Source organism: Tenacibaculum salmonis (assembly GCF_041053065.1).
Classification (GTDB): Bacteria; Bacteroidota; Bacteroidia; order Flavobacteriales; family Flavobacteriaceae; genus Polaribacter; species Polaribacter pacificus_A.
Genome location: NZ_JBFCVV010000001.1, coordinates 681118 through 703248, shown reverse-complemented (window position 1 = coordinate 703248; position 22131 = coordinate 681118). Strand labels below are relative to the sequence as shown.

Below are 22131 nucleotides of genomic sequence, written 5' to 3'. Positions count from 1 at the left end.
AATGAATATTGTATTTTTAGTATACGAATATGCACATGAAAAAACGCCAAGTTATGGAGGTATGGGAACTTATTTTAAGACAATGGCATACGAGCTATCTAAAAGAGGGCATAACGTAGATGTTTTTTTATATAATCCATATGTAATTAATGAAATTGATGAGTTTTATGATGGAGATGTTAAAGTATTAAATTTATCGAGCTTTTTTAAAAATCATTTTTTTTGTCGTAAAATACTTCAATTATCAAAAAAAATAAAATCTTCTTTTTTACATAGAAATATGTTTATGCTAGAGCATAAATATATTGCTAGAAAATTTGAAGAGTATTTATTAAATAAAAAAGTTGATATAATTAAAACTCATGATACTCAAGGTTTTTTTAGTTATTTAAAAACAGATATTCCAAAAATTATTCATTGCTCAGGTTCTACAATGATGTTAGTACATGAATTTAATTATTCATTAGATACGCTAACTTATAATGCAATGAAGTATTTAGAACAAAAATCATTTGATAATGCTAATTATATAATGGCAGGCTCTAATTTTTCTGCTAAAGTTTCAAAAAAAACATTTAAAACAGCAGAAATAGATGTTATTTATAATGGTATCGATTTAAAACAATTTAATAACGACATAAAAGTTAAAGAGATTCCTTATTCTTTATTTTATTTTGGATCTGTTAGAGAAACGAAAGGCTTGCGTATTGTAGCTGAGGTTTTTAATGAAATAATTAAAAAAGAACCTAGAGCTACACTTCATGTAATAGGAAAAGGAGAAGAATATTGGAATTATTTATGTGAAGAAGTTTTAACAGAAAAAGCACAAGAAAGTAGTAAATATTACGGGCAAATAATAAGAGATAAAATTCAATATGAGTTAAAAAAAGGGAGTGTTTTCATTTTTCCAACCCATGGAGAGAATTTTGGTTTTACTTTTGTGGAAGCAATGGCTTTAGAAAAACCTATTGTAGTTAGTGATATTGAGGTTTCTAAAGAAATAATAGCACATAATAAAGATGGGTTTATAGCAAAGTCAGAAAAAGAATATGTTGATATAATACTTAGTTTATTTAACAATGATGAAAAAAGAAATATTATAAGTAAAAGAGCTAAAGAAAAAGTTTTCTCTAAGTTTTCATTAGATAAGATGGTTGATGAAACCATAGAATATTATACAGATATTATAGATAAAAATAATTTATAAAATATTTATTTATGTTTCTTTCAATTATTATACCAGTTTACAATACACCTATTGATTTTTTTAAGGAGTGTTTAGGTAGTTTAACAAATATACCATCATCATTATCTCATGAAGTAATAATAGTAAATGATGGTTCAACAGAAAAAGAGATATTAAGTTATTTATCTTTATTAAATAAAGATGATTATACAGTAATACATAAAAAAAATGAAGGGTTAGGTTCTGCTAGAAACACAGGAATAAATATTGCTGTTGGAAAGTATATTTATCCTTTAGATTCTGATGATGCACTACATGTTGATTTTAAAATTTTTATTGAATTTCTTAAAACCAATAATGAGATAGAAGTACTTTATGGAGATTTATTATGCTTTGGAGATGTAAACTCAATACAAAAATATCCAGATTTTGATAAATTGACATTGTATTTAGATAGAAATATCATTCCGGCATGTTCTTTTTTTAAAAAAAGGACTTGGGAAAAAGCTAAAGGATATGACGAAAGTTTAAAGACTGCTGAAGATTATGATTTCTGGATACAATGTGCTGTAAATAATGCTGTATTTCAATATATACCATATTCGCCATATAAATATAGAATAATAAATAATGGAGAGTCATTATTTCAAAAAACTAAAGATATTCGTGAACAAAATATTAATTTGATTAGAAATAAAATACCTACAAGTGAAATTAAAATGACAGATATAAATAATTTCATAAAAAATTATTTTATTGAAAATAAAAGAAGAAAGAAAAAATTATTAGGTTTGTTGATATTTACTTTTTCTCCTAAGCTTTATAAGCTAATGAATAAATTTAACATGTTTACTTTTAAAGAAAATTTTTTGTGATTTTTACTAAAATGATTGAAGAAGATAATAAATATAAAATAATATGAAACCTTTTTTTAAATGTGAATTAGAGTATTCGTATTTTCCTCATTTGAATCAAATATATGACGGATTTAATAAGCTTAGCGAAAAAGGAATAATTGACCTTTCAGTTAAACATAGTTCTTCTGCATCATCATCATCTTTAAAAGTGTTAGTTGATGGGAAATATACTGTTGTTTTTGATACAGCAGATGGTTTAAGTTGGATTCCTGCTTCTATAGAAGAAAATTTAAAATATTTTAAAAATAACATTAAAGCTGATTTTTATTTTAAAAGAAGTTTTAATCAGTTAATTATAGATAATGCACCAGATAATTGTAAAGTTTTTCCTTTAGGTTTAAATTATTTGATTACACCTCAAAAATATTTAGACACTAATTTAAAACGAAAACTAAAGTTTTTTGTTAAGAAAATATCAAAAAAAACTAAAAATAATTGTTTTTATAGTAACGATTTTGAATTTTATCCTGTTCGTCATAAAACAAATAAAATATTGTTTTTAACTAGGTTATGGGATCCGAATGAGGTTTTGTTAGAGCATTTAAAAAAAGAAAGAGAGTTAATTAATAAAAATAGAATAAATTTTATTAAGAGTTGTAAAGCAGAATTTGGAGACAATTTTATAGGAGGAATTCAATATGATAATTTTTCTAAAAAAAATGATAAAGATTTATTAATGCCTTCTTCAATGACTAATAAACGTAATTTTATGCAAACAGTAAAAGAAAGTAATATTTGTATTGCGACTAAGGGGTTACATGATTCTATAGGATGGAAATTTGCTGAGTATGTAGCTGCATCTAGAGCGATAATAACAGAATCTTTGTCTTATCAACTTCCAGGTGATTTTAATGAAAATAAAAATTATTCTACATTTAAATCTACAAATGATTTAATGACAAATATATCTGAATTATTAGATGATAGTAAAAAAATGGAAAATATGATGTATAATAATTATGAATATTATAATAACTATTTAAGGTCAGATAAATTAGTGTTAAATGCTCTTTTAAAAATATATGAATAAAATTTAAATGTTTGTAGAAATAAAAGAAAAATTAGAAAAAGGTAAAACAATTCTCTATCCAACAGATACTGTTTGGGGATTAGGTTGTGATGCGACTAATCAGAATGCTGTTAATAAAATTTATATTATAAAAAACAGAGCAGAATCTAAAAGTTTAATCATTTTAGTTGATTCTATTGAAATGTTAAAAGAATATGTTGACAGTATTTCAGATATCGTTTTAAATATTTTAAAAACAGTTGAAAAACCAACAACAATTATATATCCAAATCCTAAAAATTTAGCAAAAAATACCATAGCATCTGACAATACTATTGCTATTAGAATACCTAAAGATGATTTTTGTTTAGAACTGATAAAAGAGTTTGGAAAACCTATAGTATCTACATCAGCGAATATTAGTGGAGTACCTACGCCAAAAACATTTTCAGAAATAAGTAAAGCAATTTTACAAAGTGTAGATTATGTAGTAGCTTTGCATCAAGACAAGATAACGGAAAAATCATCTACAATTTTAAAGGTAAATGGTAATTCTGTTAATGTGATAAGAGAATAATTTATGCAAGATCAATACTATAAAAAGGCAATTTCTGCCGAAATATTTCAATATATAAGTAAAGCAGCTGAAGAATTAAAATTAGAAAGTTATGTGATTGGTGGCTTTGTTCGCGACTTTATTTTAGAACGAGGCACTGCTAAAGATATCGATATAGTTGCTGTTGGTAGTGGTATCGAATTAGCAAAAAAAGTAGCTTCTTTATTGCCAAATAAACCAAAGGTTCAAGTTTTTAAAACATATGGAACAGCAATGTTACGTTTTAATGATGTTGAAATAGAGTTTGTTGGAGCACGTAAAGAATCTTATTCCGAAGATAGCCGAAATCCAGAAGTAGAATCTGGTACTTTACAAGATGATCAGAAAAGACGTGATTTTACGATAAATGCATTAGCTTTAAGTTTAAATAAAAATACCTTTGGATTATTGTTAGATCCTTTTGATGGTGTTTCTGATTTAGAAGCTAAAATAATTAAAACTCCGTTAGATCCTGATATTACCTATTCTGATGACCCATTACGTATGATGCGTGCCATTCGTTTTGCATCTCAATTAAATTTTGTTATTGAGCAAGAGTCATTAAGTGCTATTGCTAAAAATGCAAAACGTATTGATATTATTACTAAAGAACGAATAATCGTTGAACTAAATAAAATTTTAGCTTCTGCTAAGCCTTCTGTTGGATTTTTATTGTTAGAAGAAACAGGTTTGTTAGAATATATTATTCCTGAATTAACAGCATTAAAAGGAGTCGAAGAGGTAGAAGGGCAAAAACATAAAGATAATTTTTATCATACATTAGAGGTTGTAGATAATATTTCTGAAAACACAGATAATGTTTGGTTACGTTGGGCAGCTTTATTGCATGATATAGGTAAAGCTCCAACAAAACGTTATCATAAAAAACAAGGTTGGACATTTCATGCACATGAATTTGTAGGGTCGAAAATGGTTTTTAAATTATTTAAACGATTAAAAATGCCGTTGAACAATAAAATGAAATTTGTTCAGAAAATGGTAATGTTAAGCTCTAGACCTATTGTGTTAGCTAGTGATGTAAATGATTCAGCTGTACGTAGATTAGTTTTTGATGCAGGAGATGATGTAGATTCATTAATGACATTATGTGAAGCTGATATAACAACTAAAAACCCTAAAAAATTTAGTAGATATCACCAGAATTTTAAATTGGTTCGTGAAAAAATTAAAGAAGTCGAAGAGCGAGATAAAGTTCGTAATTTTCAACCTCCAATTACAGGAGAAGAAATTATGAAAACTTTTAATTTAACACCTTGTAGAGAAATTGGGCAGATAAAAGAAGCTATAAAAGAAGCAATTTTAGAAGGTGAAATTCCTAATGAGCACGAAGCTTGTTTAAATTTTATGATACTAAAAGGAAAAGAATTAGGTTTAGAATTAGCATAATTAAAACATATAGAGAAAATAAAAGAGGTAAAGTTTTTAAAACTTTACCTCTTTTTGTAATATGATTATTTATTTTATGCCAATGATTGCATAGTAACCAATTTATAATATTCACCTTTTTTAGCGAGTAATTCATCATGTTTACCTTGCTCAACAATTTTTCCTTTTTTCATTACTACAATTTTATCTGCTTTTTGAATAGTAGATAATCGATGTGCAATAATTAATGAAGTTCTGTTTTGCATCATTTTTTCTAAAGCAATTTGTACTAATTGCTCTGATTCTGTATCTAAAGCAGAAGTTGCTTCATCTAAAACCATAACTGGTGGATTTTTTAAAACCGCTCTTGCAATGGCAATTCTTTGCTGTTGTCCACCAGATAATGAACTACCTCTATCACCAATTATAGTATTATATTTTTGAGGTAAATCATTTATAAATTCAGCTGCGTTTGCTATTAAAGCAGCTTCTTCAACTTCTTTATCGGTAGCAGAAGGTTTGCTTAATTTTATATTATTAGCAATGGTATCATTAAATAAAGTAGCATCTTGAGCCACAACACCTGTTAAACCTCTTAATGATTTTTTAGAAATATTTTTGATATTATTTCCATCGATAAGGATTTCACCTTCATTAATATCATAAAAACGAGTAATTAAGTTCGCTAAAGTAGATTTTCCACTTCCAGATTGCCCAACTAAGGCTACTGTTTTTCCTTTAGGAATTGTTAATGAAAAGTTTTCTAAAACATAAGAATCTATATATTTAAACGAAATGTTTTTAAATTCTATAGTACTATCAAAATTGGTTAATTCTTTAGCATTTTTAATTTCTATTACTTCATTTTCTACATCAATAACTTCAAATATTCTTTCAGCTGCAGCATTTCCTATTTTAATTTGATTACTCGCTTTTGCGATTGCTTTAGCAGGGGTAAGAATATTGTAAGCAGCCCCCATAAAACCGAGGAAAGTACCGCCTAACAATGTTTTATCGATTAAAACCATTTTACCACCATACCAAAGAAGCCCAGCAATCGTAACAATTCCTAGAAATTCACTCATAGGACTGGCTAAAGCTTCTTTCTTACTCATTTGGTTCGATAATTTTTTAAGATTTTCCGTTTGGCTATTAAATTTAGATGAAAATAATTGTTCAGCATTAAAAGCTTTGATGATTTTTAAACCAGAAATACTTTCTTCTAGAATACTTAAAAGCCCTCCGATTTTTTGAGAAATTTCACCAGATTGTTCTTTTATTTTTTTACTGATAAATGAAATTACTAAACCAGAAACAGGGATAAATGTAAAAATGAAAATAGATAATTCCCAACTGGTTTTAATCATAAAAAACAAGGTGAAAATAATATTTAAAGGCTCTCTTATAAAAGTAATAATTAAATTAAGATAAGAATCATTGATCGTATTAACATCATTGGTACTACGGGCTATGATATCTCCTTTGTTTTGTTTTGAAAAAAAAGATAAGGGTAATGTTATTATTTTTTGATAAATAATAGACCTAAGATCTTTTAATACATTGTTTTTTAAAAAAATCATGGTTAATTGCCCTAGATAACTAAATAAATTTTTAAATAAAAAAACAATAATAACAGCAGAGACTACATATAATAATGTTTTTTCCTGCCCATAAGTTTCATTGGTATAGGTAACATAATAATTTAATAAATTACTTAAATAGTCTTTATTTAAAGAGTTACTAAAACCTAAAAATGCTGGCTTTATATATGTTTTAGGGGTTTCACCAAATAATATATTTAAAGTAGGCATTAAAATTACGTACGATAATGTAGTAAATAATGCGTATAAAATATTAAGAATAATACTTAAAACCCCTAATGATTTATAGGGGCGTGCATAGTTGAAAAAGCGTTTAAAATAATTCATTTATAAATTTAATTCTTTAATAATTCTTTGAATTTTAGTGTCTAATTCTTTTTCAATAGTAATGGCATTTTCAACAGCATCTAATGCTGTTTTTACACTGAAATAAAATTTTATTTTTGGTTCTGTTCCACTTGGGCGGGCTGCCATTTTTGTTCCGTCGGTGGTTTGATAAATCAATACATTCGACTTCGGAATATCCATAATTACTTCTTCTCCCGTAATCAAATTCTTTTTAATCGATGATTGATAATCATATAAAAATTCCACCTTAGCATTGTCTATTTCTGTAAAAGGATTACTACGTAAATCAGCCATCATTTTTTTGATTTGCTGTGCGCCATCCATTCCTTTTTTAACGATAGAAATTAAGTGTTCTTTATAAAAATTATTTCGAGTATATAAATTTAATAATTCATAATAAAACGAACTATCATTTGCTTTTGCATCCGCAGCAATTTCACAAGCTAATAAAGCAGCCGTTACAGCATCTTTATCACGAACAAAATCACCAACCATATAACCAAAACTTTCTTCACCACCTCCAATAAAATCAAGCTCAGGGAAATCTTTAATCATTTTAGCAATCCATTTAAAACCAGTTAAACCAACTTTAGTTTCAACACCGTATGAACTTGCTATTTCGTTTACCAAATTAGTAGAAACAATAGTAGACCCTACAAATTGTTTTCCGTTTAATTTTCCGTTGTTTTTCCAATCATTAATTAAAAAATCGGTCATCATACTCATTGTCTGATTTCCGTTTAATAACTTCATGTTTCCTTTTAAATCACGAACAGCGATACCAATTCTATCAGAATCAGGATCTGTTCCTAAAACGATATCAGCACCTACTTTATTCGCTAAATCAACAGCCATTTGTAAGGCTTCAGGTTCTTCAGGGTTTGGAGATTTTACCGTTGGAAAACTTCCATCTGGTTCGGCTTGCTCATCAACAATATGAACTTGTGTATAACCAGCACGTTTTAAAACTTCAGGAATTAATTTAATAGAAGTTCCGTGTAAAGAAGTAAAAACGATTTTTAAATCTTTACGACCTTTTACATTAAAAGTTCCATTTTTAATAGATGCTTGCCAAAAAGCTTCATCAATTTCACTTCCGATGCTAGAAATTAATTCTTCATTGGCTTTAAAATTAACATCAGTAAAAGCTAAAGAATTTACTTCATTAATAATAGCAGTATCTTCAGGTGGCACAATTTGTCCTCCATCAGACCAATAAACTTTATAACCATTATATTCTGGAGGATTATGAGAAGCGGTTAAAACAATACCAACATCGCAACCTAAATGACTTACGGCAAACGAAAGTTCAGGAGTAGGACGTAGGTCTTCAAAAAGAAATACTTTGATGTTATTTGCAGAAAAAACATCAGCAACAACTTTAGATAACCACTTACTGTCGTGACGGCAATCGTAACCAATAGCAACTTTTAATTCTTTATTCGGATGTATTTGATGTAAATAATTACTTAAACCTTGTGTTGCTTTTCCTAAAGTATATTTGTTAATTCGGTTTGTTCCTGCGCCTACAATTCCACGCATTCCACCTGTTCCGAATTCTAAATTTTTATAAAAACGGTCGGCTAAATCGTCCGATTTTTCGCTTATTAATTGTTCAATTTCATTTCTAGTAGCTGAATCAAATGATTCAGAAAGCCATAATTTAGCTTTATTTAAAATCTCTTCCATAATTATAAGTTATATAAATATCGTACAAAGTACGTATTTTAAAAGTTCAATTTTTCTTTAATTGTGTAGTGTTTTTGTTGTGGATTACTTTTTATAATTAATTCGCCTAAAAAGCCAGCTAAAAATAAAAGTGTTCCTAAAATCATTGATGTTAAAGCGATATAAAACAACGGATTATTAGTAACTAAAATAGCTTTTACACCTGAAAATAAGTGATAAATTTTTAGTGAACCAATAATAAATGCTGATAAAAATCCGAATATAAACATTAAACTTCCCCAAAGCCCAAAAAAGTGCATTGGACGTTTTCCGAATTTCGATAAAAAAGAAATCGTAATTAAATCTAAAAAACCGTTTATAAAGCGGTCGATTCCAAATTTAGTAACGCCGTATTTACGTGCTTGATGCTGTACTACTTTTTCGCCAATATTATTAAAACCTTCGTTTTTCGCTAAAACAGGAATATAACGATGCATTTCGCCACTAACTTTTACGGTTTTAATTACTTCGTTTTTATAAGCTTTTAATCCGCAGTTGAAATCGTTTAATTTTAATCCAGAAGTTTTACGAGCCGCCCAATTAAATAATTTAGAAGGAATGTTTTTGGTAATTACATTATCGTAACGTTTCTTTTTCCATCCAGAAACTAAATCGAGGTTTTCAGTAATTATTAAATCATATAAACCAGGGATTTCATCAGGACTATCTTGTAAATCGGCATCCATTGTAATAACTACATTTCCTTTAGCTAAACCAAAACCAGCATCTAAAGCTTGCGATTTTCCGTAGTTTTTTTGAAAACGAATTCCTTTTACAGCGCTATTTTCTTCGGATAATTGCTCAATTACTTGCCAAGAAGTATCGGAGCTACCATCATCAATAAAAATAATTTCATATAAATAATTATTGGATTGCATAACCTTTGCAATCCAATTGTGTAATTCTAGTAAAGATTCTTCTTCATTAAGAAGAGGTATAACTACCGATATATTCATATATTTTATAAAAAATTAAAAAAGGTAAAGTTACAAAGTCTTTTGTAAACTTTATTACTTTACCTTTTTTAACTAAAGTTTAGTATTGATCTTCTTCTGTGTGTTTCATAATTGCACCTGCTATAGCCGAAAATATAAATCCGAAAAAAGCAGATATTACTATTGAAACAGGAATTGTAATTGCAGGGCTACTAAATTTATTAGCCATTGCTTCAGATTTTTCAATTTCATCATCACTTAAACCAGCATCAATCCATACTTGTTTTTGAAGTTCTATTGCTTGTTCCTGAAAACTAGGCTCAATAAAATTTGTAAATATTAATGTGTAAATAGCACTAACTAAAGCGCTAACTACAGCAATACCAACACCTACTTTTAAAGCTTCACCAAAACTTAAATAATTATTGTTTTGTGCTTTAAATTTTCTAATACCTAAAACAATAAAAGAAATCATAGCAGCAATACCTATAACACCAACGATAGAACTTTTTTCTAATAAACTACCTGTCGCATAAAATATTAAGTGAACAAATATTCCTACAAGACCTAAGTATAGTCCATAATTTAAAATAATACTTTTACTTTTTGCTTGATTTTCCATTGAATTAATTGAGTTAGTTGTACAAATATATTATAATGTTTTCGATTCTAAATTATTTAAAAAAAAGTTTATAAACAATATGTTAGTAATCAATGAGTTAAAAATGTTACGAAAAAAAAGTTATTTTTTTCATTGTTAGTCTAAAAAAAGAACGTAGATTTGCCACGGCAAGTCCTACACAACTAGCTCCCTTTGAATCCCCCAGGGCGGGAACGCAGCAAGGGTATTAGGTTGTAGCAGTGTGATGTAGGTAGCTTGCCATTTTTTGTTTCTTCTGTTTTCGTTTTACTTTCCTTTAAATTATCTTTATCCTTTTTTTATTTCATCTAATTTATTTATCTAAGAATTTATTTAATTTTTTTGTCAATTCGATTATTAACTTTTGTTTTTTCATTTATCCGTAAAAGTTCTCGATACAATTTTTTTAAAGGAAAAAAATCACTCGAACTGACAGTTTTAAAATTTTATTCATCATTTAAATTCAAATTACTTCTTGGGTGATGTAATTCAACAACTTCTTTTAAATAACTAGTATCTAAATGTACATAAATTTCGGTGGTTGTAATACTTTCATGTCCTAATAATTGCTGAATAACACGTAAATCTGCACCATTTTTTAATAAATAAGTAGCAAAAGAGTGGCGTAAGGTATGAGGTCCAATACTTTTTTTCAGATTTGTTTTAATCGCTAATTCTTTAAGTATAATAAATATCATTTGACGGCTCAGTCGTCTTCCTCGTCTGTTTAAAAAGATAATATCTTCTTCTTTTTCCTTTGGAGTTACTTCTGGGCGAATATCTTTTATGTAAAATTTTAAACGTTTGATTGTCGTTATATGTATAGGTACAAAACGATATTTATTTCCTTTACCTAATACACGAATATATCCGTCATCAAAAAATAAATCAGATAATTGTAAATTAATTAATTCACTAACACGTAAACCACAACTAAAAATGGTTTCTATAATGGTTTTATTGCGTTCGCCTTGCGGATGACTTAAATCGATTGCTGCAATTAAATCATCAATTTCTTCTTTTTCTAAGGTATCAGGTAATTTTCTGATAATATTAGGACTTTCAATTAAATCAGTAGGATTATCTTTTCTATAATCTTCAAAAATTAAATAATCAAAAAAACTTCGTAAGCCCGAAATTAAACGTGCTTTGCTTCTCGGATCTATTTCTTTACTGATTTCATATATAAATTGTTGAACGGTATCCGAAGTAATATTTATAGGAGTATCATTTTTTTTGAGTGTATCAATAAATAAAATTAGTTTTTTTATGTCTCTAGAATAACTATCAATAGAATTTTTAGCAAGTCCTCTTTCTATTTTTAAATAACTTATATAGTCTGATGTTGCTTGTTTCCAGTTCATTATAATGAAGATTTTACTTGTTTATGTATTTAGTAAAAATAGGGATAATAACTATTAAAAAATAGGTTGAAAAAAACTTGTGTAAAATAAAAATAAGCCTAATTTCGCACTCTCAAACTAATAAAAAATAAATATTATGAAAAAAGTATTATTAACAATTGCTATAATTGCTGCAGGTTTTACTGCAAACGCACAAGATAAAAACGAAGCTAAAGGAGGTTTTGCTCAAGAAGATATTTATGTTTCTGGTACAGTAAGTTTTGCAACTTATAAACAAGGTGATTCTGATTCAAATGGATATAATTTATCTCCATCTGTAGGGTATTTTATTGCTGAAAATATTGCATTAGAATTAGGTTTAGGTATTGGCGGATCTACTAATATTGATGATTCTAAAAGTAGTTCTTTTGGTGTTAATGTAGGGGCTAAGTACTTTTTTACACCTCAAAATGATTTTTCTTTCGTTGTTGGAGCAGGTTTAGATTACTCTATTCAAGGTAATGAAAATGCAGCAGGTGTTAAAGGAAATGATACAAATATTTTTTCTATTGCTGTAGCACCAGGAGTTAATTATTTTGTTTCTGAATCTGTAGCATTAAGAGCTTCTGTTGGAGCGTTATCTTATACTAGTTCAAAAGTAGATTTTGATGGAGCTGAAGCTAGAAATACATTTGGTTTAAACTTAAACTTATCTGCTATCCAATTCGGATTAACTTACAAGTTTTAATTATAAGAAAATTTTATAAAGAAAAAGGAAGCCAATTATGCTTCCTTTTTTTATGCTTAAAAAAATAAACATATATTTGCTTAAAATTTTTATAAAAAAAGTTAAAATTATGAAAAAAGTATTATTAATAATTGCTATTGTTGCAGCAGGTTTTACTGCTAATGCTCAAGAGGTTAGTTTTGGAGCAAAAGCAGGTTTAAATATTGCTAATTATTCTAAAAGTACTGATGATATTGATAGCGAAGCTAGAACTTCTTTTCACATTGGTGCAGTTGCGGAAATTAAAATTTCTGATAAATTCTCTTTTCAACCAGAATTAATATATTCTGAGCAAGGAGCAACGATTGACTATACTGAAACTACTACTGTTCTTACAGAGTTCACAAAAGTTAAATTAAAAGGAAATATAAAGTTAAACTACCTTAATATTCCTCTTATGGCGAAATATTATGTAATGGAAGGTTTAAGTTTAGAGGCAGGACCACAAGTTGGGTTTTTATTATCTAATAAATCGAAAATAAAAACAACAGTAGAAAGTTCTTTACTTGGAGAGTCAGGTACAGAGACATCAGATCTATACCTTAAAGATAATTTAAAGAGTGTAGATTTTGGTTTAAACTTTGGTGCTGGTTATAAATTAGACAATGGTTTAAATTTTAGTGCTCGTTATAATTTAGGTTTATCTAATATGAATGATTATGAAGATAATGGTAATAGCCGTAAAAATGGTGTATTTCAATTATCTGTAGGATATTTCTTCTAAATAGTACAAAATTTTATAAAGAAAAGGGAAGCAATCATGCTTTCCTTTTTTTATGCTTAAAAGTTAAAGTAGTATTTTTACGGTATAAATATACGAGATGAAAAAAGTTATAATAATAAACGGACCAAACTTAAATTTATTAGGAAAACGTGAGCCAGAAATTTACGGTTCAAATTCTTTTGAAGATTTTTTTAACGAATTAAAAGAAACCTATAAAACAATTGAATTAAGTTATTTTCAATCAAATATTGAAGGTGAAATAATTAATAAATTACACGAAATAGGTTTTGAATATGATGGTGTTGTGTTAAATGCTGCCGCTTACACACATACATCTGTTGCTATTGCCGATGCTGTAAAAGGAATAGAAACGCCTGTTGTTGAGGTTCATATTTCAAATGTACATGCTCGTGAAGCGTTTCGTCATAAAAGTTACCTTGCGGCCAATGCAAAAGGTGTAATTTCTGGTTTTGGTTTGAAAAGTTATAATTTAGCGATTCAAAGTTTTTTGTAAAAACCAATATCTTACTGCAAATAAAATCAACAAAGGAATTAACGTAATTGAAAGTAATTGCGTTTTTGTTATCCAAATAATAGATAATATCACTAAAAAGGCTAGTAAAAGTATCATATATTTTGAAACCCATTTTGGTGATTTTTTTTGTGTCAAAAAGAAAGAAACAATTAAATTAGGAGCAAATGCCCATAAAAAGTTAAAGTTATTTGGTGCTGTTGAATGATTTGTGAAAAACCATAAATAGACAATTAAAACGCCTGTTATTCCTGATGTAAAAAATAACACAAAGTCTAACCATTTGCTTCTTTTAGAGTTTTTGTAATCTTTATAAGTGATAAATAAACCAAATAAAGAAATTGTTAATATTACAGAAAAAGGGCTAATAGGATCTTTTTTCGACTCTTTTTCTTCAAAATCTAATAAAATGTTGGTTTTTGATATTAGATTATCTTCTTTTCCATCTTTAAAAATTTTAGAATAATTTAAAGCTTCAAAAATATAATCAGGTAAATATAAATATTCGCTTGCTGTTGCAATTTTATCTAATCGACTTCCTAAAGCGATATTAATTCCTAAACTTCCCCAAGTGTTTTGATGAATTTCTTTATTCATTAATTGACGTAAAGAGGTGTTTTTAGTTACAAAATCATCTTTAAAAATTAATTTTTCACCTAAAACTTTTTTGATAATATCACGAGGTTTGGTAGCACAATTATCAAAATATGGGTCGTATAAATAACTAGCATTTTCGGGTGCTGAGTTTATTTCTAAAATATTGAAAAAGGTGTTTTTTTGAGTTTCTGTTAGGTTTAAAATTTGTTCTTTTACCCAGCGTTCATCTTGCTGAGCACTTTTTAATGATAAATAAAATGGATATTTTGCTAATTTATATTTCATGTATCCTTTAGTGAAATCAGTATAAAAACTAGGTCCACTAAAATCGAAAATTCCGTAATTATAAATTAAATCTAATTGTAAAACAGGGTCTTTTATGCGAATTGCTGTATGTCCGAATTTTTCATATAAAGCCTCTCCAGGACCAGAAGTAATGATACTTATTTTAGAATAATCAGATAATTTTAATGTATTGTTTACTTGTGATAAAAGTGTATTTAAACAACATAAAAACAAGAAAATAGTAGTGATTTTTTTTATCATAATTGAATTCTGAAAAGTGTGATTTTACAATACAAATATCTTAATTAAGATTAAAATAAGTGTATTTTTTACAACGTATTATTTTAATGTTTAATAATTATTTTATCTTCAATAAAACTGATAATACTTTTTTCAAGCCATCTATTTTCAATAATATTGAATGATGTTATAAAGCCAACATGTCCGCCATATTTTGGCGTTAGTAAATAAAAGTTATTCATATTTTCGGCTTCTTCATAAGGAAAACATTCTTCGGATAAAAAAGAATCATCAAGTGAGTTTATAAGTAATGTAGGGGTTTTAATGTTTTTGATATAAGGTTTTGAACTTGCTTTTATCCAATAATCTTTAGGACTTTCAAAATTAAATATAGGAACTGTATATTGTGCTTCTAAATGCGGAAATTTAGTTGCTTTTAGTAATAATTCTTTATCTAATTTGAAATCAGGAAACTTAGCCGATTTTGCTAAAATTTTTATTTTTAGCGTTCGTAAAAAATCATTTAAATATACTTTGTTTTTTAATTTAGCTAATTCAGTTTGCGAACTGGTTAAATCAATAGGTACAGAAACAGCAATTGCGCCTTTTATTTTTGATGAAATATTTTCATATTCGCCCAAATATTTTAGCGTTAAATTTCCTCCTAAGCTAAAACCAACAATTATAATATTTTCATAATTATAGTTATCTGCAAGATGTTCGACTATAAAATGAACGTCATCTGTTTTTCCGCTATGATAGGTTTCTAAAAGTAAATTATCTTCACCGCTACAACTTCTTAAATTCATGCAAACCGTGTCATAATTCCCATTATTTAAGCTGTTTGCACTTGTAATCATATAATTAGATTGTGAACTTCCTTCTAAACCATGAATTAAAAGTACTAATGTTTTAGTGCTATTTTTTGTTTTTGAAAAATCTAAATCGATAAAATCAGCATCCCAAGTTGTAATTCTTTTACGTTCATATTTAATAGTATCTTTCATAAATAAAGGGCGATACATTGTATTAAAATGTGCACTTTTAAAAGGAAGTGTAGGATTGAAATCTGAAGTAAGAATCGGCATGTTTTGGGTTTATAGTAATAGTCGGCAAATATGATAAAAAACCAGTAAAATATAAGTAAAATGTTAAATTGATATAATGATTTATTATTTTCGCTACAAAAATATAGATAATGAATATAAAAAGACATATCCCAAATTTATTAACTTTAGGGAATTTATTATGTGGTACAATAGCGACCATTTTTGCAATTAAAGGTGATTTTGTTGGAGTAGCTGTTTTAGTTGTTTTAGGAATTATTTTTGATTTTTTTGATGGATTTGTAGCCAGAATGTTAGGTGTTCAAGGAGAATTAGGAAAACAATTAGATAGTTTGGCTGATATGGTAACTAGTGGAGTAGTGCCAGGTATGGTAATGTTACAACTTTTAGTAAATGCTTTAGATGTTGATGCTGCTGGTTATTTTGGTATTGATACTTACGGAGCAACAGGAAGTAGTTTTCCGTATATTGGTTTATTATTAACTTTAGGAGCTTGTTACAGGTTAGCTAATTTTAATATTGATACTCGACAATCCGATTCATTTATTGGGCTTCCAACACCTGCAATGGCTTTATTTGTGATTTCTTTGCCTTTAATCGCAGAGTTTGGAAAACAACAATTTTTTATTGACTTAATTATGAATCAATACTTTTTATTCGCTATTACTGCAGTTTTAACTTTTTTAATGAATGCAGAAATTCCGTTGTTTGCTTTAAAATTTAAAAGCTTCGGATTTAAAGAAAATGCTTTAAAATATATTTTCTTATTACTTTCTGTTTTGTTATTAATTGTATTAAAATTTGTAGCAATTCCTTTAATAATATTGATATATGTTGTTTTTTCAATAGTTAATAATTTGAAGAAAGCGTAAAATAATATTGTTTTAAAACAAGAAAAAGGAGCTTTTTAGCTCCTTTTTTGTGTTCTGATATTTAATTTTTTTTTAAAATTTCTTTTTTTGTAGTATAAAATCTTTTCCTAAATAAACTCTACGTACGGTTTCATCATCGGCTAATTCTTCAGGAGTTCCTTCTTTTAAAATCCCTCCGTTATACATTAGGTAAGTTCTATCAGTAATTGCAAGTGTTGCTTGAACATCATGATCGGTAATTAAAATACCAATATTTTTATCTTTTAGTTTAGCAACAATTCCTTGAATATCTTCTACGGCAATAGGGTCTACACCTGCAAAAGGTTCATCTAGTAAAATAAATTTAGGGTCAGAGGCAAGGCAACGCGCTATTTCTGTTCTTCGACGTTCACCTCCTGAAAGTAAATCACCACGATTTTTACGAACATGATCTAAACTAAATTCATCAATTAATTCTTCTAAACGTTTTTTTCTTTCAGATTTCGATCTGTTAGTAAATTCTAAAACTGACATAATATTATCTTCAACAGATAATTTTCTAAAAATAGAAGCTTCCTGTGCTAAATATCCAATTCCTTTTTGAGCACGTTTATACATGGCATCTTTGGTTATTTCTTCATCATCTAAAAAAATACTACCAAAATTTGGTTTTACCATACCAACAATCATATAAAAAGAGGTTGTTTTTCCTGCCCCGTTAGGTCCTAGTAATCCAATGATTTCTCCTTGTTCTACTTCTAACGAAATTCCTTTTACAACTTTCCTGCTACCGTAAAGTTTTTGTATATTATCTGCTCTTAATTTCATTGATACTTAGTTACTTCTTTTTAATATTATAGTCTATTAAAACTATGAATTTATAAGATTATCTATTAATTATTTTCTTCTAATTCATCCCAAAACTCAACAGCACGACGCAAATGTGGAATTAATATAGTCCCACCAACTAAAGTAGCGATACCCATTGTTTCCATCATTTCTTCTTTGGTTACGCCATTTTTATGCGCTGTTTCTAAATGATAAGCGATACAATCATCGCAACGTAAAACAGCAGAAGCTACTAAACCTAATAATTCTTTTGTTTTTTCAGGTAAATGACCTTCTTTAAAAGCGTTGGTATCTAAATTAAAAATTCGTTTTATTATTTTATTATCGCCCGCTAAAATTTTATCATTCATTTTAGCTCGGTAGTCGTTAAACTCTTGGACTTTTTGAGACATTCTTTTGTTGTTTTTTTAATATAAATTGCGATACATAGATACTTACTTCATAAAGCATCATAATCGGTACTGAAACTATTATTTGACTAGCAATGTCTGGAGGTGTTATAATTGCTGATAAAACCAAAACAACTACTAGTGCGTGTTTACGATATTTTCGTAAAAATTGAGGTGTAATTAATCCTATTTTGGTTAGGAAAAATATAATAATAGGTAATTCAAAAAGTAGCGCAACACCTAGTAATGTGTTTGTAATTAATCCGATATACGCCTCTAGTTTAAAATTATTTTGAATTGAGTCAGAAATTTCATAATTATAAAAGAAATAAACAGACATTGGTAAAATAACATAATAACTAAAAAGTATTCCTAAAAAGAATAATAAAGAAGCTATAAAAATAAATCCTCTTGATTTTTTTCTTTCAGAACTATGTAATCCAGGAGCTACAAAACGCCAAATTTCCCATAATATATAAGGAAAAGAAACTAGAAACCCCAAAATTAAAGAAGACCAAATACTCGTCATTAATTGTTGAGTAGGATCTAATGCTTGTAATGTTTGTTCTAGGGTAACATTACAAAAACTACTATCAATTCCTATTGAAGTAAATACTTTACAGAAAAATTGATAGGTTGCAAAATCAGGCTTTAAATGCGCTAATAAAATTTCATCAAATACAAAATTAACATTTGCAAAAATAATAATTCCAACAATAAAAATTGCTGAAAAACTTCGAACCAAATGCCATCTTAACTCTTCAAGATGGTCTAAAAAAGACATTTCTTTTACTTCCATCTTAAAATATACCTTCTTTAATTAAATCGTGTAAATGAACAACACCAACATAGTCGTTATTATCATCTGTTACTAAAATTTGTGTAATACTATTGTTTTCTAGAGCTTCTAAAGCTTCAACAGCCATAGCATTTACATTTATTGTTTTAGGGTTTTTACTCATAATATCGTTGGCTGTTAGTACATCAATTTTAGTTGTTTTACTAAGCATTCTACGGATATCACCATCAGTAATAATTCCTGATATTTTATTATCTTCTTCAATAACAGCTGTTACACCGAGTCTTTTTTCTGAAATTTCAACAATTACATTTGCTACTGTATCAGTGTTTGTTACTTTAGGTAACTGATTATTTTTTATTAAATCAGAAACACGTAAATATAAACGTTTTCCTAAAGCCCCACCTGGATGATATTTTGCAAAATCGCTACTTGTAAAACCACGTAATTTTAATAAACAAACAGCTAAGGCATCGCCTAAAACTAATTGAGCAGTGGTACTTGTTGTTGGTGCTAAATTATTAGGGCAGGCTTCTTTTTCAACATAAGAATTTAGTGAAAAATCAGCATTTGTTGCTAAAAAAGATTCAGGATTTCCTGTAATTGCAATAATTTTATTAGTTGCGTTTTTTATTAAAGGAACTAAAACTTTAATTTCAGGAGTATTTCCACTTTTTGATAAGCAGATAACAACATCATCTTTTTGTACACTACCTAAATCGCCATGAATTGCGTCAGCAGCATGCATAAAAGCAGCAGGAGTACCAGTAGAATTAAAGGTAGCAACCATTTTATTGGCAATGTTAGCACTTTTACCTATTCCGGTAACAATAACACGACCTTTTGAATTGAATATAAAATTTACGGCATCAACAAACGAACTATCTAATAATTTTGCTAAATTAGCAATAGCATTACTTTCTAAAAGTATGGTTTCTTTTGCTGTTGAGAGAATTGCATTTGCGTCTTTCAAGTTAAAAAAGTTTTAAGTAATTTTTAAAATGTAAAAATAGGGATATTTAAGAAGAAAACTTTTTAATAAAAATAAAATTTACAATAGTTTGTATAATTTTTTTTTGTAAATTGGTTTATGTTTTTAATTTTTTGATATTAGAAGATGAATATAGAGGAGACGGAGTTATACGGATCATTAAAGAAAATATTTGGTTTTAACCAATTTAAAGGTTTACAAGAGGTCGTTGTAAAAAGTATTTTAAACAACGAAAATACATTTGTAATAATGCCAACTGGTGGAGGTAAATCTCTTTGTTATCAGTTACCTGCATTAATGAAAGAAGGTACAGCTATTGTTGTATCGCCATTAATAGCTTTGATGAAAAATCAAGTAGATGCTATTAGAGGTATTTCTGAGCAACATGGTATTGCACATGTATTAAATTCTTCTTTAAATAAAGCTGAAATTGCTCAAGTAAAATCAGATATTGAAGCAGGAATTACTAAGTTATTATATGTAGCTCCTGAATCATTAGTAAAAGAAGAATATGCCGAGTTTTTAAGAGGACAAAATATTTCTTTTGTGGCTATTGATGAAGCGCATTGTATTTCTGAGTGGGGACATGATTTTAGACCTGAGTACAGAAATTTACGTAACATTATTAAACAAATTGATAATGTACCTATTATTGGTTTAACAGCAACAGCAACAGAAAAAGTACAGGAAGATATTCTGAAAACTTTAGGAATGAGTGATGCTAATGTTTTTAAAGCATCATTTAATAGACCTAACTTGTTTTATGAAGTATGCCCTAAAACAAAAGATATAGAAAAAGATATCATTCGTTTTATAAAACAACGAATGGGAAAAACAGGTATTATATACTGTTTGAGTCGCAAAAAAGTAGAAGAAATTGCTCAAGTTTTACAAGTAAATGGTATTAATGCACTTCCGTATCATGCAGGGTTAGATGCTAAAAAACGAGCAAAACATCAAGATATGTTTTTGATGGAAGATTGTGATGTTATTGTTGCAACAATTGCTTTTGGTATGGGAATCGATAAACCAGATGTTCGTTATGTAATTCATCATGATATTCCTAAAAGTTTAGAAAGTTATTATCAAGAAACTGGTAGAGCTGGTCGTGATGGAGGAGAAGGTTATTGTTTAACTTTTTACTCATATAAAGATATCGAAAAACTTGAAAAGTTCATGGCTAATAAACCTGTTGCAGAACAGGAAGTAGGACATGCACTTTTACAAGAAGTAGTAGGTTATGCAGAAACATCAATGAATAGACGTAAATATATTCTTCATTATTTTGGAGAAGAATTTGACGCTATAAATGGTGAAGGAGCTGAGTTGGATGACAACATGAAAAATCCTAAAAAGAAAAATGAAGCTCAAGAACAGGTGAAAATATTATTGTCGGTTATTAGAGATACCAACGAAATGTATAAGCCTAAAGAGATTGTTAATACTATTATTGGTGCAGAAAATGCATTATTAAAATCTCATAAAACAACAACACAACCTTTTTTCGGGATAGGAAAAGATAAAATAAATCATTATTGGATGGCGTTAATTCGTCAAATACTGGTTGTCGATCTTATCAAAAAAGAAATTGAACAATATGGTGTTTTAAAATTAACAGAAAAAGGAAAGCAGTTTCTAGAAAATCCGACATCATTTATGATGACAGAAAATCATGTATATGCAACAGATGATGCTGGAATAATAATTTCAACAACAAGTCCAGTAGCAGGTGCAGTAGATGTTAAATTGGTTAAAATGCTAAAAGATTTACGTAAAAGTGTAGGAAAGCGTTTAGGCGTACCTCCTTATGCAGTCTTTCAAGATCCTTCATTAGAAGATATGGCATTGAAATATCCAATGAATTTAGAAGAGTTATCTAAAGTTCATGGTGTAGGAGAAGGTAAATCTAGAAAATTTGGTAAAGATTTTGTTAAGATTATAACAAGCTATGTTGAAGAGAATAAAATTATGCGTCCTGACGATTTAATCGTTAAAAGTACTGGTGTAAATTCAGGATTAAAATTATTTATCATTCAAAATACTGATAGAAAATTACCTTTAGAAGATATTTCAAAATCGAAAGGTTTGGCAATGAACGAGCTGATTAAAGAAATGGAGGCGATTGTTTTTTCGGGGACAAAATTAAATATTGATTATGCTGTTGAAGATTTGTTAGATGAAGATCAACAAGAAGAAATACATGATTATTTTATGGAATCTGAATCAGATAAAATTCAAGAAGCTTTAGATGAATTTGATGGTGATTATGATGAAGATGAATTGCGATTAATGCGTATCAAATTTACGAGTGAAATAGCAAATTAAAAAAGAA

21 protein-coding genes and 1 other RNA gene are annotated in these 22131 nt (G+C 28.0%); 11 read left to right on the top strand and 11 right to left on the bottom strand.

The window, feature by feature from the left end; genetic code table 11:
* Position 1 precedes the first annotated feature (1 nt).
* The 5 genes from AB0T67_RS02905 to AB0T67_RS02885 are packed head-to-tail and all read left to right on the top strand — an operon-like array spanning position 2 to position 5114.
* Positions 2-1207, top strand: coding sequence for a glycosyltransferase family 4 protein (locus AB0T67_RS02905; RefSeq protein WP_369219071.1), 1206 nt, complete (start codon positions 2-4; stop codon positions 1205-1207).
* Positions 1208-1218: 11 nt separating this feature from the next.
* Entirely contained in the window at positions 1219-2061 is an 843-nt protein-coding gene (locus AB0T67_RS02900; RefSeq protein ID WP_369219070.1) for a glycosyltransferase, read from the top strand.
* 43 nt (positions 2062-2104) lie between these two features.
* Complete coding sequence (locus AB0T67_RS02895) at positions 2105-3133, top strand: hypothetical protein (protein ID WP_369219069.1); 1029 nt, start codon at positions 2105-2107, stop codon at positions 3131-3133.
* Positions 3134-3140: 7 nt separating this feature from the next.
* Positions 3141-3689, top strand: coding sequence for an L-threonylcarbamoyladenylate synthase (locus tag AB0T67_RS02890; RefSeq protein WP_369219068.1), 549 nt, complete (start codon positions 3141-3143; stop codon positions 3687-3689).
* A 3-nt stretch (positions 3690-3692) separates the two neighbouring features.
* Positions 3693-5114: a CCA tRNA nucleotidyltransferase gene (locus AB0T67_RS02885; protein ID WP_369219067.1), complete on the top strand. Its 1422-nt coding sequence runs from the start codon at positions 3693-3695 to the stop codon at positions 5112-5114.
* A 74-nt stretch (positions 5115-5188) separates the two neighbouring features.
* Here AB0T67_RS02885 and AB0T67_RS02880 read toward each other — a convergent pair whose 3' ends face one another.
* From AB0T67_RS02880 to AB0T67_RS02865, 4 genes are all read right to left on the bottom strand, one after another.
* Positions 5189-7021, bottom strand: a complete 1833-nt coding sequence (locus tag AB0T67_RS02880; protein WP_369219066.1) for an ABC transporter ATP-binding protein — start codon at positions 7019-7021, stop codon at positions 5189-5191.
* On the bottom strand, positions 7022-8731 hold the full coding sequence (locus tag AB0T67_RS02875) for a phospho-sugar mutase (protein ID WP_369219065.1): 1710 nt from the start codon (positions 8729-8731) through the stop codon (positions 7022-7024).
* A gap of 38 nt (positions 8732-8769) precedes the next feature.
* A complete protein-coding gene (locus AB0T67_RS02870) occupies positions 8770-9726 on the bottom strand; it encodes a glycosyltransferase family 2 protein (protein WP_369219064.1) in 957 nt (318 codons plus the stop codon).
* Between the two features lie 79 nt (positions 9727-9805).
* Entirely contained in the window at positions 9806-10327 is a 522-nt protein-coding gene (locus tag AB0T67_RS02865) for a DUF4199 domain-containing protein (RefSeq protein WP_369219063.1), read from the bottom strand.
* Positions 10328-10492: 165 nt separating this feature from the next.
* On the opposite strand from AB0T67_RS02865, the gene ffs reads away from it, so the two are divergent.
* An RNA gene (ffs, locus tag AB0T67_RS02860) (signal recognition particle sRNA small type) lies at positions 10493-10591 on the top strand.
* 200 nt (positions 10592-10791) lie between these two features.
* Here ffs and AB0T67_RS02855 read toward each other — a convergent pair.
* On the bottom strand, positions 10792-11709 hold the full coding sequence (locus AB0T67_RS02855) for a tyrosine recombinase (protein ID WP_369219062.1): 918 nt from the start codon (positions 11707-11709) through the stop codon (positions 10792-10794).
* A gap of 136 nt (positions 11710-11845) precedes the next feature.
* Here AB0T67_RS02855 and AB0T67_RS02850 point away from each other — a divergent pair, with 136 nt between their 5' ends.
* The 3 genes from AB0T67_RS02850 (at position 11846) to aroQ (ending at position 13713) form a co-directional block, all read left to right on the top strand.
* Positions 11846-12436: an outer membrane beta-barrel protein gene (locus AB0T67_RS02850; RefSeq protein WP_369219061.1), complete on the top strand. Its 591-nt coding sequence runs from the start codon at positions 11846-11848 to the stop codon at positions 12434-12436.
* A gap of 109 nt (positions 12437-12545) precedes the next feature.
* Entirely contained in the window at positions 12546-13199 is a 654-nt protein-coding gene (locus AB0T67_RS02845; protein WP_369219060.1) for a porin family protein, read from the top strand.
* Positions 13200-13296: 97 nt separating this feature from the next.
* Positions 13297-13713, top strand: coding sequence for a type II 3-dehydroquinate dehydratase (gene aroQ, locus AB0T67_RS02840; protein WP_271231892.1), 417 nt, complete (start codon positions 13297-13299; stop codon positions 13711-13713).
* Here the strand turns inward: aroQ and AB0T67_RS02835 are convergent.
* Positions 13690-14874 carry a lipoprotein N-acyltransferase Lnb domain-containing protein gene (locus AB0T67_RS02835; protein ID WP_369219059.1) on the bottom strand — a complete coding sequence of 395 codons (1185 nt, stop codon included), beginning with the start codon at positions 14872-14874 and terminating at the stop codon, positions 13690-13692. The two genes, aroQ and AB0T67_RS02835, sit on opposite strands and share 24 nt — an antisense overlap.
* Before the next feature lie 83 nt (positions 14875-14957).
* A complete protein-coding gene (locus tag AB0T67_RS02830) occupies positions 14958-15941 on the bottom strand; it encodes a YheT family hydrolase (protein WP_369219058.1) in 984 nt (327 codons plus the stop codon).
* 110 nt (positions 15942-16051) lie between these two features.
* Between AB0T67_RS02830 and AB0T67_RS02825 the strand changes: the two genes are divergently transcribed.
* Positions 16052-16792, top strand: coding sequence for a CDP-alcohol phosphatidyltransferase family protein (locus AB0T67_RS02825; RefSeq protein WP_369219057.1), 741 nt, complete (start codon positions 16052-16054; stop codon positions 16790-16792).
* Positions 16793-16864: 72 nt separating this feature from the next.
* On the opposite strand, the gene lptB is transcribed toward AB0T67_RS02825, so the two are convergent.
* From lptB to AB0T67_RS02805, 4 genes are all read right to left on the bottom strand, one after another.
* Complete coding sequence (lptB, locus tag AB0T67_RS02820; RefSeq protein WP_271231896.1) at positions 16865-17599, bottom strand: LPS export ABC transporter ATP-binding protein; 735 nt, start codon at positions 17597-17599, stop codon at positions 16865-16867.
* 65 nt (positions 17600-17664) lie between these two features.
* Complete coding sequence (locus AB0T67_RS02815) at positions 17665-18012, bottom strand: carboxymuconolactone decarboxylase family protein (RefSeq protein WP_271231897.1); 348 nt, start codon at positions 18010-18012, stop codon at positions 17665-17667.
* Positions 17987-18808 carry a twin-arginine translocase subunit TatC gene (gene tatC, locus AB0T67_RS02810; RefSeq protein ID WP_369219056.1) on the bottom strand — a complete coding sequence of 274 codons (822 nt, stop codon included), beginning with the start codon at positions 18806-18808 and terminating at the stop codon, positions 17987-17989. Before tatC ends, AB0T67_RS02815 begins: the two co-directional genes overlap by 26 nt.
* 1 nt (position 18809) lies before the next feature.
* Positions 18810-19781 (bottom strand): KpsF/GutQ family sugar-phosphate isomerase, encoded by a 972-nt coding sequence (locus AB0T67_RS02805; RefSeq protein ID WP_369219055.1) that lies wholly within the window; start codon positions 19779-19781, stop codon positions 18810-18812.
* A gap of 144 nt (positions 19782-19925) precedes the next feature.
* On the opposite strand from AB0T67_RS02805, the gene AB0T67_RS02800 reads away from it, so the two are divergent.
* Positions 19926-22124 carry an ATP-dependent DNA helicase RecQ gene (locus AB0T67_RS02800; protein ID WP_271231900.1) on the top strand — a complete coding sequence of 733 codons (2199 nt, stop codon included), beginning with the start codon at positions 19926-19928 and terminating at the stop codon, positions 22122-22124.
* The last annotated feature ends 7 nt before the right edge of the window (positions 22125-22131 follow it).